The organism is Anabaena cylindrica UHCC 0172 (assembly GCF_034931625.1).
In the GTDB taxonomy this organism is placed as follows: domain Bacteria; phylum Cyanobacteriota; class Cyanobacteriia; order Cyanobacteriales; family Nostocaceae; genus Anabaena; species Anabaena cylindrica_A.
The window spans coordinates 11,584-31,406 of sequence record NZ_JAYGGY010000098.1; the positions used below are offsets into that span (position 1 = coordinate 11,584).

Genomic DNA, 19,823 nt, shown 5'->3' on the forward strand with positions numbered 1-19,823 from the left:
CACGTCCAGTTAGGACAACGAGGTTTTCAAAATAAATTCCGTCATGGAATTGGACATTGGAATTGGAGCAGGGGTATTGGGTATCGAAGCCTAATGTTTATATCCCTGTTAGTAATCTTATCTCAAAAAATTGAGATGTAAAACCAGAAGAACACTGATTTTACAAAAAAATTAGGATTTACGCAATTACAATGCCTTCGGTGTACCCCTTTGGGAAAGCAAGCTCAAGCTACGCGGAGCAACTCTTAACGCTAAACCGTTAGCATAGTGTGCCGCTAACACAAGCTCCGCTAACACGCACCGTCTCCAACAGGAGAAGCAAAGAAAGCGTAAATAAGTAGGTAAACAATTTCAAACCCATATTGTTTGTACCCCTGCGTAAATCCTAGTAAAAAAGCAATTCAGGAATTTTATCTTCTTATCTTCCTGAGTATGTGTGTAAAAGATTACTAACACGGGATTGCTCCAATTCCTCCAACACACTTACTGGAGGATTGGCTATCATGTCTCAACAGCAATTTAACGACGCGTCAGAACCACAGCAGCCTGAAGAAAAGAAGCAGGGGGCTCTTGTGCAGGGAGCAGGGAGCAGGAAGGACAGTACCCTGCGGGAAGCTGGCGCAACGGATGGGGATGGGGATTCAACACTTCGACAAAGCTCAGGGACTACCCCACCTGGACGAGAACCAGTTTGTAGAAGTGGGGGACTCAAACCCATATTCCGCTCCGCTTTACCGCAGGAGGAAAGAGTCATTTCTCGCTGCCCCCTGCCCCCTGCCCCCTGCCTCTTCGTTGAACAGCCTCAATTTACACCACGGTTAGAACCAGAGCCAATCCAGAACAACAAAATCAGATTCGCGTTTAACGCCACTGGTAAAGATAAAAACTGGGATTTTCGGAAACTAGCAGCCAACTTCCAAGACAGAATAGGCACAATTTGGGATGTGATGAGACACGTAGGAGCAGGACACGCCTTATGTGCTGGTTTACTAGGTGGTCAATGGCGGAGTAAATCTCATGTTATTGGTTCTCAATGGTTACTACTAGATATTGACAACACACAAACATGGACAGATGAAAATGGCAATCCATTAGATGAAAATGGTAGACCAATCAAGATTAATCGAGCTTGGGTAGATATTAACGGTAATGTCATTGAAAAATCAGATGGTAGACAAGCAAAAAAAATCTACCAACATCAGCTAAACTTAGACGAAGCACAAGAACACCCATTCATCAAACAATATTGCGCTTTAATCTACACCACAGCCAGCCATCAACCAAACTGGCACAAATTCCGCTTAATCTTCGTACTACCTGAATATGTTCAAGGTGCAGATACAGTAGAAGTGCTAACACGCTACTTAATGAAGCACCTGCCCCATGACCCAGCTTGTAAAGATGCTTCACGGGTGTTTTATGGCAATACTCAAGCCACATTCCCCTTAATTCAACCTCATGTCACATTACCCCAATCTTGGATAGATGAAGCTGTCACCACCGCTTACCAAGAAAAAATTGAATACGAGAAACGGTTAGCAGAAATTACAACCCGTCGGATACAATTTCAAGAACGTGCAGAAGCTAACAACTGGGATATTGATCAGCTAATTCAACAAGCTTTAGCTTACATTCCTTCCCGTAGTCCTGGTAGCAATAATTATCATGAGTGCTTACAGGTATTAATGGCACTCAATTCTCATTATGGACATGTAGATGCGGAAATTATCGGAGAACAGTGGAGTCCATCAATCAAAGGAACAACTTGGAATATTCGAGCAAAAATTAAGAGTTTTCGCGGTCGTTCTGGTATTTCCATTGGGACACTATTTCACATTGCTAAACAATATGGGTTTAAATTTCCAAAAGTTGAAGGTACAACTTTTAATAGTAATTACCAGGATGACGAGTATAACAAATACCAAATAAAGAGATTCAGTGATTACCGAAAAGAAGAATTAAACAATTACCAAAATGCTGTATTCCCAGATTACCAACAAGAAGAGTTAAACAGTTATCATAGGGAAATATTTGAAGATTACCGCAGAAAACACTCCAGTAATAATCTACACCGCACTGTAACAGATCCCACAATCAGCAAAGAAGAATGGCTTGCTAAATACGGTATAAAGAGAGACTTTGAAGAATTTATCCACACCTTAATCACTGCTACTAATAAAGCCAAACAGTTTATAGGTAACGTAGTTTACCAACCAAAACCAACAATACTTTTACCAAACAACAACCTAGATGTTGATATCTGGTTTGAACCGAAGAATCGCACCCAGACTTACCTAAATGCAGCTAAATCAGGTAAAAAATTCATCTTAGATTTATCACACGCAGGTGCTGGTAAATCTCACACTGTGGGTGAATTTATGCCAGAACAGTTGGGAGTCAATACACTTTTCTACCTTAGTAATGAACACCGTAATCCTACGGTAGCAACCATTGAACAGTGGACAGACTTACCAGTACGCCACAACGGATTAGTAGCAGATGGTAACAAACTCACACCATTGGGCAACCCACAAATACACTGGCCTCAACCGGGGGAAGAACCCAATATTGAGGGAACTTGTCCTCTCACAGATTTTTTTAATGCCCTAGCAAGCAAAGGATACAAAAAAGAAACATCCGCAGAAGCAAGCCTCAATCCTATCTGCAATGGTTGTAAACTCAGGGCTAATTGTGCGGGCAGAGATGCTGCTGGTAATGTCCTCCCGAAAGTCAATGGTGCTACCTTCCGACGTGATAGAAGGGATGCACTAGCATCTAAGCGGATTCGTGCCAATATCAACTCCTTACCCCAAGCTACAGATATTACTGCCATGAAGGCAAGTGCTTTTGTTGATGAAGCTTCTAGACAACTACAACCAGTTGACTTTATTAAAGTTAGTTTACGAGATTTTGACTCCTCAATGATGGAGGTGCAAACCAAATTACCCACAGTGTATGACAAAATTAGAAGTTTAGTTCTACCAATCCGGGTACTGTTGACTGGTGAAATTCCCCCTGTTGAGGAAACATATCATGGGTACAATGATGAGTTAATTAGAGCTTTATTGGGGGCAATTCCCACAGATTTACCGGAAATTATTGCTGAACTGGAAACTATTGCTCCAGATATAGAGGAATTGGTACAACAGGCTGATAGTATTACATTGGATGGGGTTGATAAATGCGATCGCAATTCTTTCAGCAGAAAAACCTTGAAGTTTATCCGTAGTCACCTCAATAAACAAGCTGCTCAAGAGACTTACAGGAATATCGACAGTTTACCCGTGAGATGGTTAATTCCCCTTCTAGAAGTTATCGGAGGCATTGAACCAGGGGCTTTACGAGTTAAGAACAAACATTTAATTATTGCTACTAAAAATAGCCGTCAAGTTGATGTTCTCAAAGCTTTTGACTTTGTTTTCTTGATGGACGCTACTGCTAACCGTGACAATGTGGCTATGCAGTTGGGGATTAATCCAGAGGAAATACTGGTGATTTCGGAAATCCCACCAGATTATAGCAACCTGACTATTCACCAAATTACGGGCTTTGGGTTACTGAATAAAGACCGAGGTAACAAATTAAAGGAACGAATTGCAGCATTGCGTGAAGAATTAAATCAGCGTCATGATGGCAATATTGCTTACATAGACCACTTAGCACATAAAAACAAGGGTGATGGACACTGGTTTGCTGATAATCGCGGCAGTAATGCTTATCAAGATAAGCAAGCTGTTTGCAGTTTTGGCACTCCTTATCAGGATATTGGAGCGTCTGGGCAAGTTTATATAACTTTAACAGGAGACAAAAATGTTAGTAAAGAAAATAAGGCTTTTCAAGATGTAATTAACTTTTTGGTTCAGACTGAAGTTGTTCAATGTGCAGGTAGGACTAGATCTAACCGCAGGACGGAGGCGGTAACTTATTATGTGGTTAGTGACAAAGATTTATCCTATTTAGCGGATTACTACCCTAATGCTAGGTTTATTAAGTCTGATGCTTTTGATATTTGTCCAGGAGCAGGAACTGAAATCCAACAAACACGTAAGGGCATATTAACAGGTTTCAAGTTGCTGGTAGCAGAAGGGGTGACAGATTGGCAGAAGGTTCGTCAGGGCGTATTAGCTAAAGCTGCTGGTATTTCTCAATCATGGTTAAGTCAGGTTGCTAAGAAATATTTTGGGGGGTGGAATAGCTTTAGAAAATTATTACTACTCCTATATAATTCTTTATATAGGGTTAGTAATAATTCTTCAGAGGTTTTGACTAAGGAACAGCAGTGGTTTATTGATGAGTATTTACCTCTGTTGCAGCACGATAGGGAAGCTGGTTATGAATCAGCGGATTTCGTGATTGAACACCTGATCATGTTTAGTGAATATCTTGGCTGGCAAGGGTTTTCTCAGGCTGTAAATGCAGCTACGATGGAAATTAAAGCCTTTTTAGTGGATTGTTTGATATCTGTTTTGCCGAAGGAGGTTCATGATGAGGTTAAGCGCAATTTGATTTTGTACTTAGCTAAAGTAGAACCTGAATATTGAGTGTAAACTCAAAAAGCTGATTTTTTCTAGTTGGGGCAAAGCAATATAGTATTGCGATATAGCTTGCTGCTTTTTTCAGGAGTAGGAGCAATTTCTTTTTGTTATGAAAAGAAAAAGTATATTGCAGCATAATGAGCTTTTACAAGTGACCGAAATAGCATACTAGTACGGTAGAATCGAAAATAATAAGGTAATACAAATGGCTTATAGTGATTTTACATTGAGTAAATTTAAAAAGAATTTCCATATTCATATTGATGAAGAAATGGATTTATTTGCTAATATTGAACCTATCCAAATAAGTGAACAACTAAAAAATAGTTTAGAAGAAACTACGGAATTGGCATTAGCAATTAATACTGAAAAAGCCCGTTCTGAAATGATTATTACGCCTATTTTATTAGAGGTAAGACGTAGGGCTAATTCTCAGATTAGTTTATTTTCAGGAAGCGATTTTAATGTTGATGTTGAAAAAGGTTTAAATGGTTATTGTGATTTTGTAATCAGTCGTTCTAAGGAACAGTTAACAATTAACGCACCTGTAATGATTATTGTAGAAGCAAAGAACGAAAACATTAAAGGTGGACTAGGACAATGTATGGCAGCAATGTTAGCAGCACAATTGTTTAATGAGCAGGAAGGTAATGAAATTAAAACTATTTATGGTGCTGTTACTACCGGAGATATTTGGAAGTTTTTGAAGTTGGAAGGAACTGATGTATTTATTGATTTAAATAACTATTACATTAAGGAATTAAACAAGATTTTGGGTATTTTGTGTCAAGGAATTCAGGGGTGAAAATTATTTAAATACATTCAAGATAATATCTTTGGTTTCAATAACAATATTATTTTTGTAAAATTATTGGTTCTACCGCTCCCTCTTATAGAAAAGAATATTAATTTAATTATTGTAGCGACTGTCTGGATTATCACTTGACAATCAAGACAGTCGCTACAATAAATTTTGTTTTACATAAAGGGAAAGGTAGAGCCATCATTATTAATTTCTTCCAAAATCCCTTGTTCATTAATTCTAAAATCTATATCTGCACAACTTTCCATCAAAGTCAATAATCCTAAAGAATGAACGGGAAGACTTGCAGATAAAAAAGCTTTAAAAGCTGTATCATCCTGAAAACCTACCATCTGTCTAAATTCATTAAAATTAATAAATCCTTCCAAAAAAGCTTCTATAGCTAATGTATTGAGAACTTTTTGGGATAAATCCTCTAATTTATCCTGGATTTTATCTGTTAAATTATCTGGTAAATCAATTGTGATTTGCATAATTTGACAATCTCCCAACTCTACATTTTTATTTTACTTTTTAAAAGACGTTTAAAGTTCCTGGCATAAAAAAAAATGTTCAAAAATCACATAGGAGTCATATGTAACGTCTCTATATCCAGGAATCAACCATATTTTTATAAAAAAATTCTATCACTCTCCTAACTCTTGTTCCTTTTTAAGTAATTGATTACTTTGATTATACTCCATTAACGCTATCAGTTTAAATTTTTCTATCTCTGCCTCTGTTAATTGATTTGTAGTAACTTGAAACTGAGCATAATTTGTTTTTCTAACAGCATTTAAAGCAACTTCCGTTTCAGAATATAAATGTTGTTTTCTTTTCAGGATTAAAATTTGCTCCTCTGTCGCTGTAATTTGTAGTGAAGCAGTAAATTCATCTGATTGATAAACCCTAATCTCTCCATCTTCACTATCTTCTACTAAACTTCCTTCGCTCATTAACCTTGCTATCATCAAAGGAATAACATATAGCATAATGTCTTCCTCATACATTTCTGCTTGGTTTTCTTCCTGTTCATCTACCAAAACTATAACTGAATCATGATTAATTTGATCGAGATTGTTTTTCTCTTTTTCTATTGTATTCACAGTTAAATCATCTGCCAATATAACTGGTAATTCAGGAATAAATTCTGGATTTTGTACCTGGATATTCTCTGGTTCAAATGCTATTATAACAGATTCTTCCATAGTCCTTCCAGAATTGAGACTAGCAATAATAGATGCCAGTGTTTTAATAGCATCGCTTTGTTCTTCAAGGTTTACAGATTCTGTTACCGGAATTGATTCTAATTCATTAGAATCAACATATTCGAGAAGTTGGCTTAACATATAAGCAGTTTTAGCAGGGGAAATATCGGGTGATATTTTAGTTGATTCTTCAGTGAGTATAGTTAAAGGATTAGTTGTCATAAATTTATGCTAACGAATGGAATAAAGACTAAGTTGATTAAATATTAAACTTGAAGATACTGATTTTTGACTGATGCCAAAGATTGATTAATATTATTGTTTATTTCCTCAAATACATCAATAACTTCAGCCGATATTTGACTCTGATTAATTTGTCCTAATTTAATATCCAGTAAAACACTTCCATCTTTTTTTATAATCGTTAAATCTTTATGAGAGTTCTTGATTGAAATCAAATATTCTTTACCTTGAACTATAACTTCTCCATTCTCTTGAGGAATGCCAAATACATCCCCCATTCGTTGAGCAATTTGTGTGATTCGATTGATAGAATGTAATTCTTGCAAATCATTATTCATTGCTAAGACTGCTTTTTCTGTTAATCCTGTACCTGATTTAAATTGATTACCAACCTCTGCAATTCGCTGAATATATTCTGCTGACTTACCCAAATTTTGTGCAGTCAAATACCAAGTTCTTAATTTTTCTAATGTTGTTTCTTGATCATGAATAGTTTTATCAGCAACTACCTCTTTTTGAACAAGGTTAGGTGAGGAAATGGGTGTAGAGTTAGGCAACTTTAGCCCATGAGATGACATCACAGATGATGGCTGTGTAGGTACTGGGGAAGATACTTCTGAAGCCGATTGTGGTTGTTGGTTAGTAAGCGTAGTATCTTGTTCTAGCTTGACTGCGCGTGTGTACCCATTATTGACAGCTTCTAGCTTATATCCCTGTGTCTCTAAATATTGTTTTACCAGTTGGTCAGTACCAGCAGCATTACCCACTACAAAAGAACTTTTGGAAGCGATCGCTTGATCAATTAATGGTACATAATGTTTATTAAAAGTTTCCAAAATTTGTTGTTGAGTAACACCCCTCCAAGGACCAGAACCTGAAACCATAATTGTGTCATTGGCTGAGTACACACCTGTATTTGCCTTTTCCCCCCAAGCTTGTTGATAATTGCGGGTGCTAGAAGCTGTTTCAGGTGGTGCAGCAGATATACCAATGAATTGAGTCGCTACTTCAGCCATTGCGACATCCTTTTGCATATGCGTTGCTACAGCTGCATTCAGGGGTTGGAGATTAGCAAGTGGGTTGGAAGTTTTAGGAGAAGTAGCAATTTCTTGGACAGAATCTTGAGGTTGAGGTGTGGATAAATTAATAGTTTTTGGTACAGAATCCTTCGGTATCAATTCTGAGGATGCTTGAATAGTCTGAGAATTTTCCAACACCCTAGAATATCCCTCAATCAAAGCGCGGATAAACGGAGATTCTTTACCCTTCCCTTCCCAGTAGTTATCTCTGCTGGAGGTGACATAGTGAGTACAGTTTTCCAGCCATTCCACACCTCCCCTTTGGGTTATAGCTGCAAACAACTTGGGGTGTTGTTCTAACTTAGCTTGAATGATTTCTGCCATTAACTGTATTCGTGGTTCTCCCAAAGGTACTGTAGTTTTGTAGTGTTGGTAAGCTTGTTCAGCAGAGATAAAAGGAACTCCAGCAGGTTTATCTTGGGTGTAAGTTTCCGGTCCATACTTACCTGCGGTTACTGCGGCGTTATCACGGAAAGATACAGGGTAATCCCCTTGGATTTTGCCTAACTCCTTGGCTTTAACAGTAGGATTAGTCATAGCCGCACCTAGAGGGTCAGAACTTCTCGAACCGATATTCACTGGAGAGGTGATAACAGATGCCAGAGGTATGGCTGTAGATAAAGGTGGTGGTATAGCGGGTGTAATTGATGACTGTTCAAGGTTTGGACTGGGGAAAGGCACAATTTTTCCGTTGACATAATCTCCCAGCGGTTCTGTATGCAGTCCCCACACTTCAGGTTTATCCCTAAAAGCGGACAGTTCTCGACTGCTGTGTTTTTCCATTGCTGCCCACTGTTGCTGATATGCTGGATCTGTAATCATTTCTGGGGTGATGCAGTATTGTTTACCTACTCGAAAGGCAACTTGTTGGGAAGTAGATATTGCGATCGCAATATCCCCCTCTTTAAACCCATAAGCTTTGTACGGTTCATAAGTCCTGGTTGTATGGCATCTACCATATCCGCGCATAGCATCAATAGTAGTGCTGACAGGTAAAGCGTTGGGTTCACCGTGCATTTTCAGAGGAAACACCATTTGCACAGGTTTACCCGAAATCACAACATCCTTCTCTTCCGGTTTGGAGACAATGTTATTATTAGCAGGTAATACCTCAGCTACTGCGGATATAGGTTGCAGATTTTCAGGAACTACAATTGTTTGCTGCGGTGGATTGTTATTTGATAAATTGGGTGTAACTATAACAGGTATTGTAGTTGTAGCTAATTCCTGAACTTTATCGAGTTTTTCCCCTATTATATGTGGTCTATTGGGAAGGGAATTAAGACTTTGACTGTAAGCACTATTTTTTCCGTCAGCACTTAATGGTTCTCCAAACTTTGCCTTTAAAGCATCAAAGTCATCAGATGGAATTGTACTACTAACCAAGTAAATTACAGAAAGACCTTTTTTCGTTTCTAGTGGTACATCTTGTGGTGATAAAACATTAAACTCAATATTTTTAGATTTAAACCAATTCTGAACTAATTCTGTTTTGTGGTTATCCACTGCTATTCCTATTAATCCCAGTACCTTATCTTCCTGACTAGTAAACAATATTGTCGGACGTTCTTTGATCTTCTCCAGCAATAGTCCACTTTTTTCAACCATCACCTCTTGCTTTGTTACCGTAGTTGGTTGGGAATTATCTTGAAAAGCTTGAGATTCCTTTGTCCAAATTTGGGGATATTGTAATGTGCTGGGTTCAATATTAATAAAAGTGTGAGAAAAATTACTTTGTAATGTACAATTTACAGAACCTTGTTGACCATGTTTAAGCACTCCCAAATTTTGTAGTGCTTCCTTATCTTTTTTGTAGTGGAGAACTCCTAATAATTCTCCATTTAGAAAAACAGCATCCCTATTTTTACTGGTTGGTACTTCTAAACTAACGCTTTTATATTCTTCTCCAGTAAAAACTTGTCCTTTAAAATCATAAACATTAATCTTATTAATTTTCAACAAATTCCCATGAGGTGATTCAGCAATAATAAAACCACCTTCATGTTGACTATCACCAATAGATTTTAATTTAAGTTGTAGTAGATTACGATTAGATAAATTATTTATCTTTCTTAATTCTTGAATTGAATCAGCATCCAATTCTCCTAATGTTTGACCAGCCAATTTAATTTTAGCTGTGTCAACAGGAACGGGTACATGACCAATAGTGAGTGTAACTGGTTCACCATTAAAAGTCTTACCTGCATGAGAAAATTTACTAATTTCTCTGATAGTAATGTTGATTGGTGGTTGTGATGGTAAATTAATAGTTGCCGTAGCTGTATAAGATTCACCTGGTTTAATATATGCTTGTGCCTGAGTACCAATTGCTAATTGGCCTGTTCTTTGTTCCAAAACAGCAAATTCTTTGTATTTTTCATCATTGTCTTTGACAAAAACCAATCTAGAATTATGCCTTTCATGTCCTGGGGGATAGCGACTTGCTTGTATTTCTATCGAATATTTTTCTTGAAAATTCCATTCTCTACCAACAAAATTATCTCCTTCCTTACCAATTCCTAATACCTTGAGTTGTGAAAATTGTAACTGATCTAATTGGCTAACTATTTCCTTACCAAAAGTTGCAAATACAAAGTTAGAAACTTTCTTACGAGAGTTCAAACTTGAATTATCTCCTTGTTCTAATTCATCTTGTCGGGAAGCTGATATATTCCATGTTGCGGCTGCGGCTGGTAATTTTTGGTCTTCAGGAATTAAATTATAGAAATTTTCAGCAACAGCATAAGCTTCTTGAAACAGTAACTTGATTTGACTTTCTCTCAGTTCAGGTTTCAGTTCAACTAATGTTGCACCCTGAGTTATCATTCCTGGTTTAAGTTTATAGTCAATTACAGATTGTTGACTAACTGTTCCCAGTTTTGAATATTTAGGTTCTCCATTTTCTGTTTCTCCATCAATTTGTGCTATTGCTAACAAAGTATGGGGACGTTGCAAAGACCGATATTTTTCTGGAATTTCTTCTAAACGAATATTGAGTGTAGAACCTTTCCAAATTCCTGGATGTTCGTAGCGAGTAAGATTAGTGATGGTAATTTCTGTACCATTGCTGGTTTTGACAACAGCATAAGGTCCTTGTTCAGTTTCTCGACGTTTATTCAATCTGGTAGCTACATTGAATTTATCATCAAATTCCTGTTTGGATAATATAGCCTGAAATTTTTGTTGAGGAGTAAATTCTACACCTTTAAATAAATCTTGGAATTGGATAATAGGACGTGATTCTAAAGCAGATGTTTCAAAGTATTTATTAACTTGGTTAATTAGTAATTCGACTGGTGAATAACCAGTAGTGTTAATACCTTCCTTTAAGTAAGCAGATGAAGATTTTTTATCTTTAATATAATTAACATCTCGATAAAGATAGCGTTTGTTTTCAGCTATTACCTCCATATCAGGTTTTTTGGCACTTTTGAATAAATCCACCGCAATTTGATTTTGGAAACAAGCTGCTTCAATCATTTGTCGGTACATATTGCGATTAATTGCCATTCCTTGTTCTATCACTTGAGAATTTCTATCTTGAACAGATGCAAGTTTGAGAAATTCCTGCATCTGTTCCCTGTATTCTTCCCGTATGGCTTGAGGATGGTTTTGATTATTTTCTAAATTGACTAATTTTTTATAATGACTACCAACTTGGTCTAAATATTCCGTTTGTTGTTGAGAATTCCCATAAGTTATTAAAGTTTCAATTTCTGACTCTAAAGCTTCTAATGCTGTCACATGATTATTGATAATACCAACGCTGATACCATCACTCATATGAATAGCGATTTCTTCAAATTCAGGTTGTGTACCATCTTCTCTGTAAAAAGATTGCTTTTTCAGTTTGACTGTGGGAGCATAAGCATTTTCAGGCAAGTTTCTGTATTCAGCTTCGGCGGTAAAATTAGGATATTTACTGGCTAATTCCACACCAATACAGTCACCATCAAAGTCTCGACCTTGACGTTCTGATTCGGTTTCTATGGGGTCTAATTCTTCGGTTTCAATACCTTGTGCTTTTAGGGATTCAATCCTAGCTTGAATGCGTTTGTGGTCTTCATCGTTGACTACGATAATTCCTGCCAAGGGGTTGCCATCTGGTCCTAAGTAATCTTCAATATGTTTGTTGATGGAAACACATAAACCATTAGCATTGAGGAAGGGGGAGCGAAAGTTGAGAATTTTTTCACCCTCAGCTATCCAAGGCACACAAATCTCACCATTTTTAAGTTCTTTAGAGGGAATAATCATTCCCCGGTCAAAGGTAAGGACACGACCAAGGGCAATATCCCGCCATTCATTTTGTACAAATCGTGTAAGTTCTTGTTTAACTTTCTCAGTTTCTAACAGTTGGTTATGGCCAAGTAAGTCTGCTTTGATAATTTTGTACATTAACAAGTCATCTTGTTCAGATTCACTATCTTCTTGTAAATCATCTGGATATAAATTTTCATCTATCTTAGGGTCATCAGTAGATAATTCTACTGTTTCATTTACTAATTGTTCAGTTTTTTGCTGTTCAATAAAAGCTTTGCGTTTTTCATATTTTTCACAATATAACTGTGCTACTTTTCTGGGGTCTTGCTGGATTTCTGCAAGTTCTTGCGCTTGCTTTTCTAATTCTTCAGCAAAGTCTTTGATACCTTGGGGGAAAGAAGCCAGTAGTTGAGAAATGGCAGTCTTACCTTTTTGGGACTGTGATTTTTCACCTAACCAAATGGTTTGATTATATAAACCTGGTTTAATTTGGGGTTTAATTGGTGTAGATGGGTTATCTTTATCTGTTCCCTTGAAGCTAGATATGGGGATAATGAGGTCGATTTTAGGTAAATCTTTTCGCCAAGAAAGCTCCTCTAAATGCTGCGGACGCAATGTTCCTTTGCCAAATCTGTATTTGGTATTCTCTCCATCACTTTCTTTCCAACCAAAGCGGTGCTGTATTACACGATAACTTTTATCTTTTCGTTCGTTTGTGTTACTTAATTGGTTGTATAGCTCAGTTGAAATCTGTCCGTAGCAATCACCTACTAACTTCCAGGCATCTTCGTTTTTAAGAAATCCTCCATTTTCTCCGGTGGCATCATCTACTACTAAAATGTTTAGCTTTCCGTGGATGGTATTTTTGCACGAACCTAGAAAAATAGAACCGTAAGCACCACGGTCTTTACGATCTGGACAGAGTTTTTCAATTACTTCCAAACATTCTGGTGAACCGTATAGTAGCCTAGTTTTGGATGACAATAGTAATATCTGACCATTTGGGTGGTTTTTCAATTCTTCTACTAAGGTATGTTCATCCATTTGACCGAAGGAAAAATCTCTTTCTGGTAAAAAGAACTCTAAAAGTGTATTATCTAATTTTTCAGTTAAAATTGAATTGACATTTTGGAGATTACCATCTGTATGAATCCACTGTTTTAGTCTAGTATCAAAATGTTTAAATTCTAGAGTCATGAGTTTATAATTGAGTTTTAATTGATAGTTGATTTGTATGAGGTTTTAATATGTCCAGATTAAAACGTTGGCTAAATATCAATAAAAACAAAGTAAATGAAGACGGTTGTTTGAAAGAAGAGTATTATCAGCAATTAACTGATGATGGTATGCTTTCCCATCTTATTGAGCAACACGCTATAACATTGAAGAAAAATTATGATCAGTTAAAAAAATTGGATGAAACTGAGCCTGAACCTTGGATAAATTACACTGCTTATGACTTTTTCACAGAAGAAGAGAAGCAGCAATTTAATGGTGATGGTTCACTGAAACCGGAGTATGTAAAATATGCTCATAGTATTGGTATTAGCGTTCAATCGCTGGAAGAAATGGAACGTCGTAAAAAAATTGAAGTTGACAATTACAATAAATTGTCTGCTCGATATGCTGAACAGGGCATCAATTTTGGTGAACAGCAGATGCAAGCAAGAATTACTGATAACAAAACCTATTTACAACGCAGGAAGCAGATGGAAATAGATTTGCGTAATTTTGAGAATGTTGATACTCTGCCGTTTGATCAAGACACACGATATTGAAACAAAGCGAAATTAGTAACTTAGACATCACAGATAACTACTAATAGTGGTTCTACCGATCCCCTTATGGTAATTAACCATTGATTATGGTGAAACCTTTACAGGGCTGGGTTTATAGGATTTTGTGCCATTATTCCGAATAAAACCCTTACAGGACGAGGCTTTCAAGGATTTTAAACTGGATTTTGCATAAAGGGATCGGTAGACCCCTAATAGTTCCCTCAAATTAGATTCTAAAAGTTACTTCAGTGATGGTGCTACTGAAAAAAAGTATAATTGGAGGTAGGTTTTATTTGGTGTTTTATATCATTTGATATAAATCTGAAGCATTGCTGATAAAACCGTAAATTTACTCCAATTCTCCTTGATTTTCTGGTTTTTGCTGCTGATTGTGATTCAATAGCAACTCTTTCAGTCTCTTCAGTATTATTAAATCTTCGGATGTCAAACCTTTATCTTTGCTTTCAGCACCATCACGGAGGGGAAGTTCTGCAATTTCTTCTCCACTTTTGCGTCGCAGTTTGAGAATATCTCTTTCTAGTTCAAGGTCGTAGTATTTTCCTGAATATGTTTCAGGTTGCCCTGCTTGCTGCCAGAACAGGCGGATAATGGGGCTGATGCTATCAGCGTAGTTTTTTGATTTAGTACCCTGCTGGCGTGCGCTCAAGGCTGGTATTGTATCACCTACCCGACTGGAAGTTTGGCTATTTCCGTTTACACAAATTGCACTTCTAGGTTCACTGTCAAGAGCATTTTTTGAAGACTTTTCTGAAGCGATTGCGCGCCGTGCAATTCCTGCGGGGCGCTTCGCTATCGCTTGATTAATGTCGTTGGTATTTGTATTAACTAATGCTATTTCGTCCTCTGGTGACAATGCTGCCATTATTGTTTCGACAGTAGTTTCTGGCATTTCAACTTGTTTTTTACCCCGACAGGAATGTATTGCAGGTAAGTCCCGTTCAGGGTTATAAGATACGCCTCGTTTTTTCTGAAGCCCTGGAAAGCTATATGCTGAACCTAATTTATAGCCACCAATTTTGATACCATTCATTTCAAAAGCGATCGCCTCTTTAAACAACCCCCCGGTACTAAACTGAGGATGAACCACAACACCTTGTTGCTGAAGTCTCTGTATCAGTTGGGTAACAGTTGGCTGGTCTTTCGTAGCTTCATCAATGATGTCAGCCAAGAGTTGGGTAATAGGAGGTTGATTGGAAGAGTGGTGTTTCTGTTTTTGGGTTTGAGCGTGGCGATCGCTAATAGTTGTTTCAAACCCACTCTCCTTTTGAACTGTTTGAGCTACTCTTTCACTGCTACAGGATACAGCCTCCAAACCGTATTCTTTCTCCAATTGTCGTAATATCACCTCACTGCGGCGATAATCCCAGGAATCTGGTACAACCGAGCCATTCATACGGATACGCGAAGCAATGATATGAATGTGTTCGTGGTTGGTGTCATGGTGACGGGCAACAACGTACTGGCTTTGATTTAATTCCTCTCCCAAGAATTTCATGGCCTTGAGCCAATGCTGGGCAATTTCTGTGTATTGTTCATCCTCCAAATGTTCATGGTATTCGCCTCTGTTATGGGATACATCGCGGTGAGGAATAGAGAGAATGACATGAGCGCAAGCACGTTGGAGATTGGGGCGAAATCTTCTGGCTGCACCAAACTCTTTGGCCAGTTGTATGGGTGTATTTCCACCCATATTGCTGTCGATCATGGTGGCTTTCTCCTTACCCAGCACATATTCTAGGGCGGAGCGAAAGCTGTGATTTTTAAACTGTTTGCCAATCAAGGGGGACTCCTCTCAGCAATGTCTACGACGGGTTATCTAGGGGTTAGCTCAATACTTTGTTGGGATAGTGATTTGGGAAAATGTGGTGAATTTTAGAGCGATCGCTTATTTTACTATGATCCGCACAATCGGCTATCCATCAAATATTTTCTTCTGATTCTACCCCGCACTCCAGCAATTGTATTTGTGTTTCCTTTATGGATGCACGCAGGGATTCTACTAAGTTTTGTAGCTGCTCAACATCAAAATTTACTGCTTTTCCTGTTTTTGATGCGTTAGTTACTGCTGTAGCTATCTGGTTAAGATTCACCCCAATAGCATTTAGTTCTGTATACAACTTCCAATTTAACTCAGGGGGAGGGGGCAGTTCTACAACACGCCGTCGAAGTGCGGCACGTCGAATAAATTCTGTGATACTTACTCTGGCTTCATTTGCTTTTTGTTTAAGCTGCTCGTACTCATCAGCAGCAAAACGAACTGGATGCCTAATTGTTCTGGGAACTCCATCAGTTCTCTGAGTTTTTTTTGGCATGATGATTATTTCCAAAAAAACTTTTTCATCTAAAAAATGCGGCGAAATAGTATTTTGAGTAGCTGAGTTCGAGTATAACGCATACACAAAACATGGCTTGCGTCTCACCGGGAATTTACACTGCTAAATAGTTAGTAGCATTTAATACTCAGATTGGATCTACTAAAACTATTGTAGAGCAGTCAATTCAGACGGATACTGATAAAATTAACATAAAAAACAGAGTTGCCCAATTTTGCCCAACTTTGCCCAACTTTGCCCAACTGTGGCTATGATTTTTGGCTATAAAATCAGCAAATAGTTTTTTTGTACTAAAATTTTCTATGTAAATTGCCCAACTTTGCCCAATTTTGCCCAACTCTGCCTATCTCTAAAAAATTGAGTAATTTTGTTGCTTTGTTGTAATACATTTAACAACTTTTGTAGCATAAAATTATTGAAGCGATTTTTGGGAATTTGCTTTTGTTAATTTTACCCTTTGTAAGCATCTTCTTGGCACAATGCTAGATTAGGGCTGACCAAAAATATATCAAAAATTATATATCGCTTATATCATTTGTTGCTTTTCAATTTATTGCTGGGTACTGCAATATAGTTACTATCGTGCATAAATTTATATTCCAATCAGTAATAAAACCTTTGTTACTTGTTGGTTATGTGCATATTAATCCTTCATTAATAAATAAAAACAATAAATATATGACAAAGCATAAAACTTTAGACAAGAGATTTAGATTTCGATTTTTAGAAAACACACCAGATGGAATATTGTTGAATTATCTGGTCAACTATCCCCATAAAAATATTGATGAATTGGTATGGCAAGCAGTACGAATATGTTTTATGCCGTTAGCCTATATCAATGTAGATGGAGTTGATGATAATTTCTTGAAAGAAGTAACTTTATTATCATTAATAGATTGTGTAAATCATTGGGATTATATTCAAATAAAGTTAAATTCTAATTTACCTTTATCGAAGATATTTCTTCAAAGTGTTGACAACTTTAGTAATGCTTTAATTGTAAATAGTCATGTTACTAAACATAATTATTCTTCTCATCCAAATTCAGTAGAACAAAGAAAAGATAACAACACAGCAGTTACCCAATCTCCAGAAACTAACCAACAAGATGATATTTGGGATGAAGATGTCGAAGTACAGATGGAGTTAACAGATGAACAAACGGCTATTAGAAAGGATATTCGTTCGTTATTTGGATAAACACCATAAATAAGTAAAACCTAATTTTAGGATCATAATTAACGAAATTAAATCACAAAGAATATATTTCGGTTCATTGATGGAAAAAGGAGTAATAACATGACTAAAACCACAAATAGTGTAATCCCAGATTTGACACTGGTTATAGATTTAGGTGGTTCTCAAACCAAAGCAATTGCAAGTGTATTTAATAAAAATGACTTTCCTATGTTGCTTTGTATGGAACCAGAAATAGCAGATGTCTCAGTTGTCTCAGTAGAGAACTATGAAAAAACAAAATCTGGAGAAACAGATCCAGAGAACACCTGCTGGGTGGGTATTGGTGAAGAATATTATGCTGTTGGTTTCCTTGCGAGAAACAAATATGGTGGTAATTCCCTACTCAAGCAGTTAAAAGAAGAAAATGCAGTACCAAAAATTTGTGGTGTGTTGTGGGTTGTGAGTCAGAAATTAAAACTGATGAATAAATTCACGGTTTCATTGGCTGTTTTACTACCACCTTCAGAGTATCAAGATAAGGAGCGACTTGAAACTAAATTAAAACAGGTTCTCAAACGTTTTAATACACCTACAGGTGAAATCAGAGTCAAGTTGGTAGACTTGAATGTTGTTCCCGAAGGAGTTGGTATTTATCTACATCGTCGCAATATTTTGGGAAAAAACATCAAAAATTGCAACCTTGCGGTAGCAATGTTGGGATATCGCAATGCTTCTGTACAAATATCTAATAAAGGTGCAGTAACTCCAGGGGTCTCAAATGCTTTTGGGATGTCATGGATGTTGGATGATTTTGTTAGACGTTGTAGTGGTTTGTCAAAAGATGATCCTTATCTTATAGCGACAGTAGTAGCAGCAGGATCTGAATGTAAACCAGAAGTTTTAGCTACTTTATCACGACGTAAAAGTGAAGCTGAGGTTTTAGCAGAAGGCCAAGATATGTCTTTTGCTCTCCAACTTAGTCGGGATGAATATTTTCGAGCATTAGTACGGTGGTTATTGCAAGAAATACCCCGTGATATTGATGAATTAATTTTATGTGGTGGTACTGCGGAGTATCTTAAATCAGAATTAGAGGCATATTACAGTAATGTGAAATTAATTTGGAATGGTGGTGTAGAAATTCCCCCAGCACTCGATAAAGTAGGGATGGGTGTGCGATTAGCAGATGTATGGGCTTTGTATCAAGTATTGTTTGGTAGTACCAATTTAACTACTAAAAATAGTAAGACTACAACTAATAATTCTGGTTCTACTATTTCAGGGAACAAGGTTGTTAACCTGCCTTCACCAAAGCCAAAGGGATTTTTGGAAATGCCAGATAGACTTTAAATTTATTAATGAAGTCGAATTTTTGTAGCTGGTAGTTTATTGTGATGATTAAACCTTTAAAAATTAAGAGAGGCGATCTGCGGTGGGTGTGGTGTAGCCTTTGGTAGTGCGCTACGTGCGATCGCCTAATACAACTTCTCCCTTTCTATCAGATATTTCTGCTATTCTTCTACGAAATTCGGTTTATTCTGTAACCATTGTTCTAGATCAGCTATTGTTGAGAAATCCAAAAGTGCTTCCCCCAGTAATTCTAACTGTTCAACAGATAGTTGATGAATTTGCTCAATTAAGCTGGATGCAATTACACCAAATCGCCGATTAAGTAGTCGTATAATTAACCGTTCTTGACCTTGTTGTATTCCTTGCTGTTCACCACGTTCCATAGCCAGTTTTTCTGTTGGGCTAACTAAGGGCATTTTTCTTTCCTCCTCCAAACGTTTAATTTTAGTGATTAATCCTTCTTGTAAATGCTTAGGTAAAGTCATTATTGTATCAATGATTTTGAATAGCTTAACTATTTGTTCTTTTGTTAACCCTCGAAGATTGTGCCACAACGCTGGCACATAAAAGAATTATCCCACTTTTTATAAAGTCTAGGGTATTTACGTGAGTATAAAATATTTTTTCTTACTGCCCAGAATAGGTAGAGTGGGAAAAATACAAACATTAATAATTCAATCATAAACAAGGCTTTAAAAATATTTAATACTATAATACCTATCCAGGTAATAAAAATGATTTTAAGAATTAAAATAATATTTGATTTTGGTTTTTCTGGTGGTGCTGCTATCTTGCCTAGTGATGTAGTATTAGTTTCATTTTTATAAGCAGCAGCAGATTTTGAACCTATAGAACCTCTGACTGTGCTAGTGCTATGGGTGACATTTTCTTGATAAATTAGAGACAATTTACGAGAGTTATCACTTTGGCATTTAGGGCAAATAATTAGCATAGTTGTCCAGATGATATTTACAGCAGTTTGTATTTTGATGAATTGCATTTTCTATGCTGTTTTTCAATCATGAAGTG

General features: G+C 37.0%; 11 protein-coding genes and 1 pseudogene. 5 read left to right on the forward strand and 7 right to left on the reverse strand.

The features are described from left to right. Positions 1 to 503 precede the first annotated feature (503 nt). Together VB713_RS21970 and VB713_RS21975 are read left to right on the forward strand one after the other, a co-directional pair. Complete coding sequence (locus VB713_RS21970) at positions 504 to 4,541, forward strand: PriCT-2 domain-containing protein (RefSeq protein WP_323313629.1); 4,038 nt, start codon at positions 504 to 506, stop codon at positions 4,539 to 4,541. 199 nt (positions 4,542 to 4,740) lie between these two features. Beyond that, on the forward strand, positions 4,741 to 5,340 hold the full coding sequence (locus VB713_RS21975; protein ID WP_323313630.1) for a hypothetical protein: 600 nt from the start codon (positions 4,741 to 4,743) through the stop codon (positions 5,338 to 5,340). Between the two features lie 173 nt (positions 5,341 to 5,513). On the opposite strand, the gene VB713_RS21980 is transcribed toward VB713_RS21975, so the two are convergent. The 3 genes from VB713_RS21980 to VB713_RS21990 all read right to left on the reverse strand — a co-directional run bounded on the left by VB713_RS21980 (position 5,514) and on the right by VB713_RS21990 (position 13,327). Beyond that, positions 5,514 to 5,831 (reverse strand): hypothetical protein, encoded by a 318-nt coding sequence (locus tag VB713_RS21980; protein ID WP_323313631.1) that lies wholly within the window; start codon positions 5,829 to 5,831, stop codon positions 5,514 to 5,516. A gap of 153 nt (positions 5,832 to 5,984) precedes the next feature. Further along, complete coding sequence (locus tag VB713_RS21985) at positions 5,985 to 6,767, reverse strand: hypothetical protein (protein ID WP_323313632.1); 783 nt, start codon at positions 6,765 to 6,767, stop codon at positions 5,985 to 5,987. A gap of 44 nt (positions 6,768 to 6,811) precedes the next feature. Then, positions 6,812 to 13,327 carry a hypothetical protein gene (locus VB713_RS21990; protein ID WP_323313633.1) on the reverse strand — a complete coding sequence of 2,172 codons (6,516 nt, stop codon included), beginning with the start codon at positions 13,325 to 13,327 and terminating at the stop codon, positions 6,812 to 6,814. Between the two features lie 50 nt (positions 13,328 to 13,377). Here VB713_RS21990 and VB713_RS21995 point away from each other — a divergent pair, with 50 nt between their 5' ends. Continuing rightward, entirely contained in the window at positions 13,378 to 13,908 is a 531-nt protein-coding gene (locus tag VB713_RS21995; protein ID WP_323313634.1) for a hypothetical protein, read from the forward strand. A 349-nt stretch (positions 13,909 to 14,257) separates the two neighbouring features. Here VB713_RS21995 and VB713_RS22000 read toward each other — a convergent pair whose 3' ends face one another. Both VB713_RS22000 and VB713_RS22005 read right to left on the reverse strand, forming a co-directional pair. Next, on the reverse strand, positions 14,258 to 15,634 hold the full coding sequence (locus tag VB713_RS22000; protein ID WP_416242470.1) for a relaxase/mobilization nuclease domain-containing protein: 1,377 nt from the start codon (positions 15,632 to 15,634) through the stop codon (positions 14,258 to 14,260). A 214-nt stretch (positions 15,635 to 15,848) separates the two neighbouring features. Continuing rightward, positions 15,849 to 16,241 (reverse strand): plasmid mobilization protein, encoded by a 393-nt coding sequence (locus VB713_RS22005; protein WP_323313636.1) that lies wholly within the window; start codon positions 16,239 to 16,241, stop codon positions 15,849 to 15,851. A 771-nt stretch (positions 16,242 to 17,012) separates the two neighbouring features. Between VB713_RS22005 and VB713_RS22010 the strand changes: the two genes are divergently transcribed. Together VB713_RS22010 and VB713_RS22015 are read left to right on the forward strand one after the other, a co-directional pair. Beyond that, a complete protein-coding gene (locus tag VB713_RS22010; RefSeq protein ID WP_323313637.1) occupies positions 17,013 to 17,465 on the forward strand; it encodes a hypothetical protein in 453 nt (150 codons plus the stop codon). 99 nt (positions 17,466 to 17,564) lie between these two features. Beyond that, a complete protein-coding gene (locus VB713_RS22015) occupies positions 17,565 to 18,794 on the forward strand; it encodes a ParM/StbA family protein (protein ID WP_323313638.1) in 1,230 nt (409 codons plus the stop codon). A gap of 161 nt (positions 18,795 to 18,955) precedes the next feature. Here the strand turns inward: VB713_RS22015 and VB713_RS22020 are convergent. Together VB713_RS22020 and VB713_RS22025 are read right to left on the reverse strand one after the other, a co-directional pair. Beyond that, positions 18,956 to 19,333 (reverse strand): annotated as a pseudogene (locus VB713_RS22020) (DUF4351 domain-containing protein); the annotation flags it as partial. Beyond that, a complete protein-coding gene (locus tag VB713_RS22025; RefSeq protein WP_323313640.1) occupies positions 19,324 to 19,794 on the reverse strand; it encodes a hypothetical protein in 471 nt (156 codons plus the stop codon). The gene VB713_RS22025 and the pseudogene VB713_RS22020, both read right to left, overlap by 10 nt. Positions 19,795 to 19,823 lie beyond the last annotated feature (29 nt).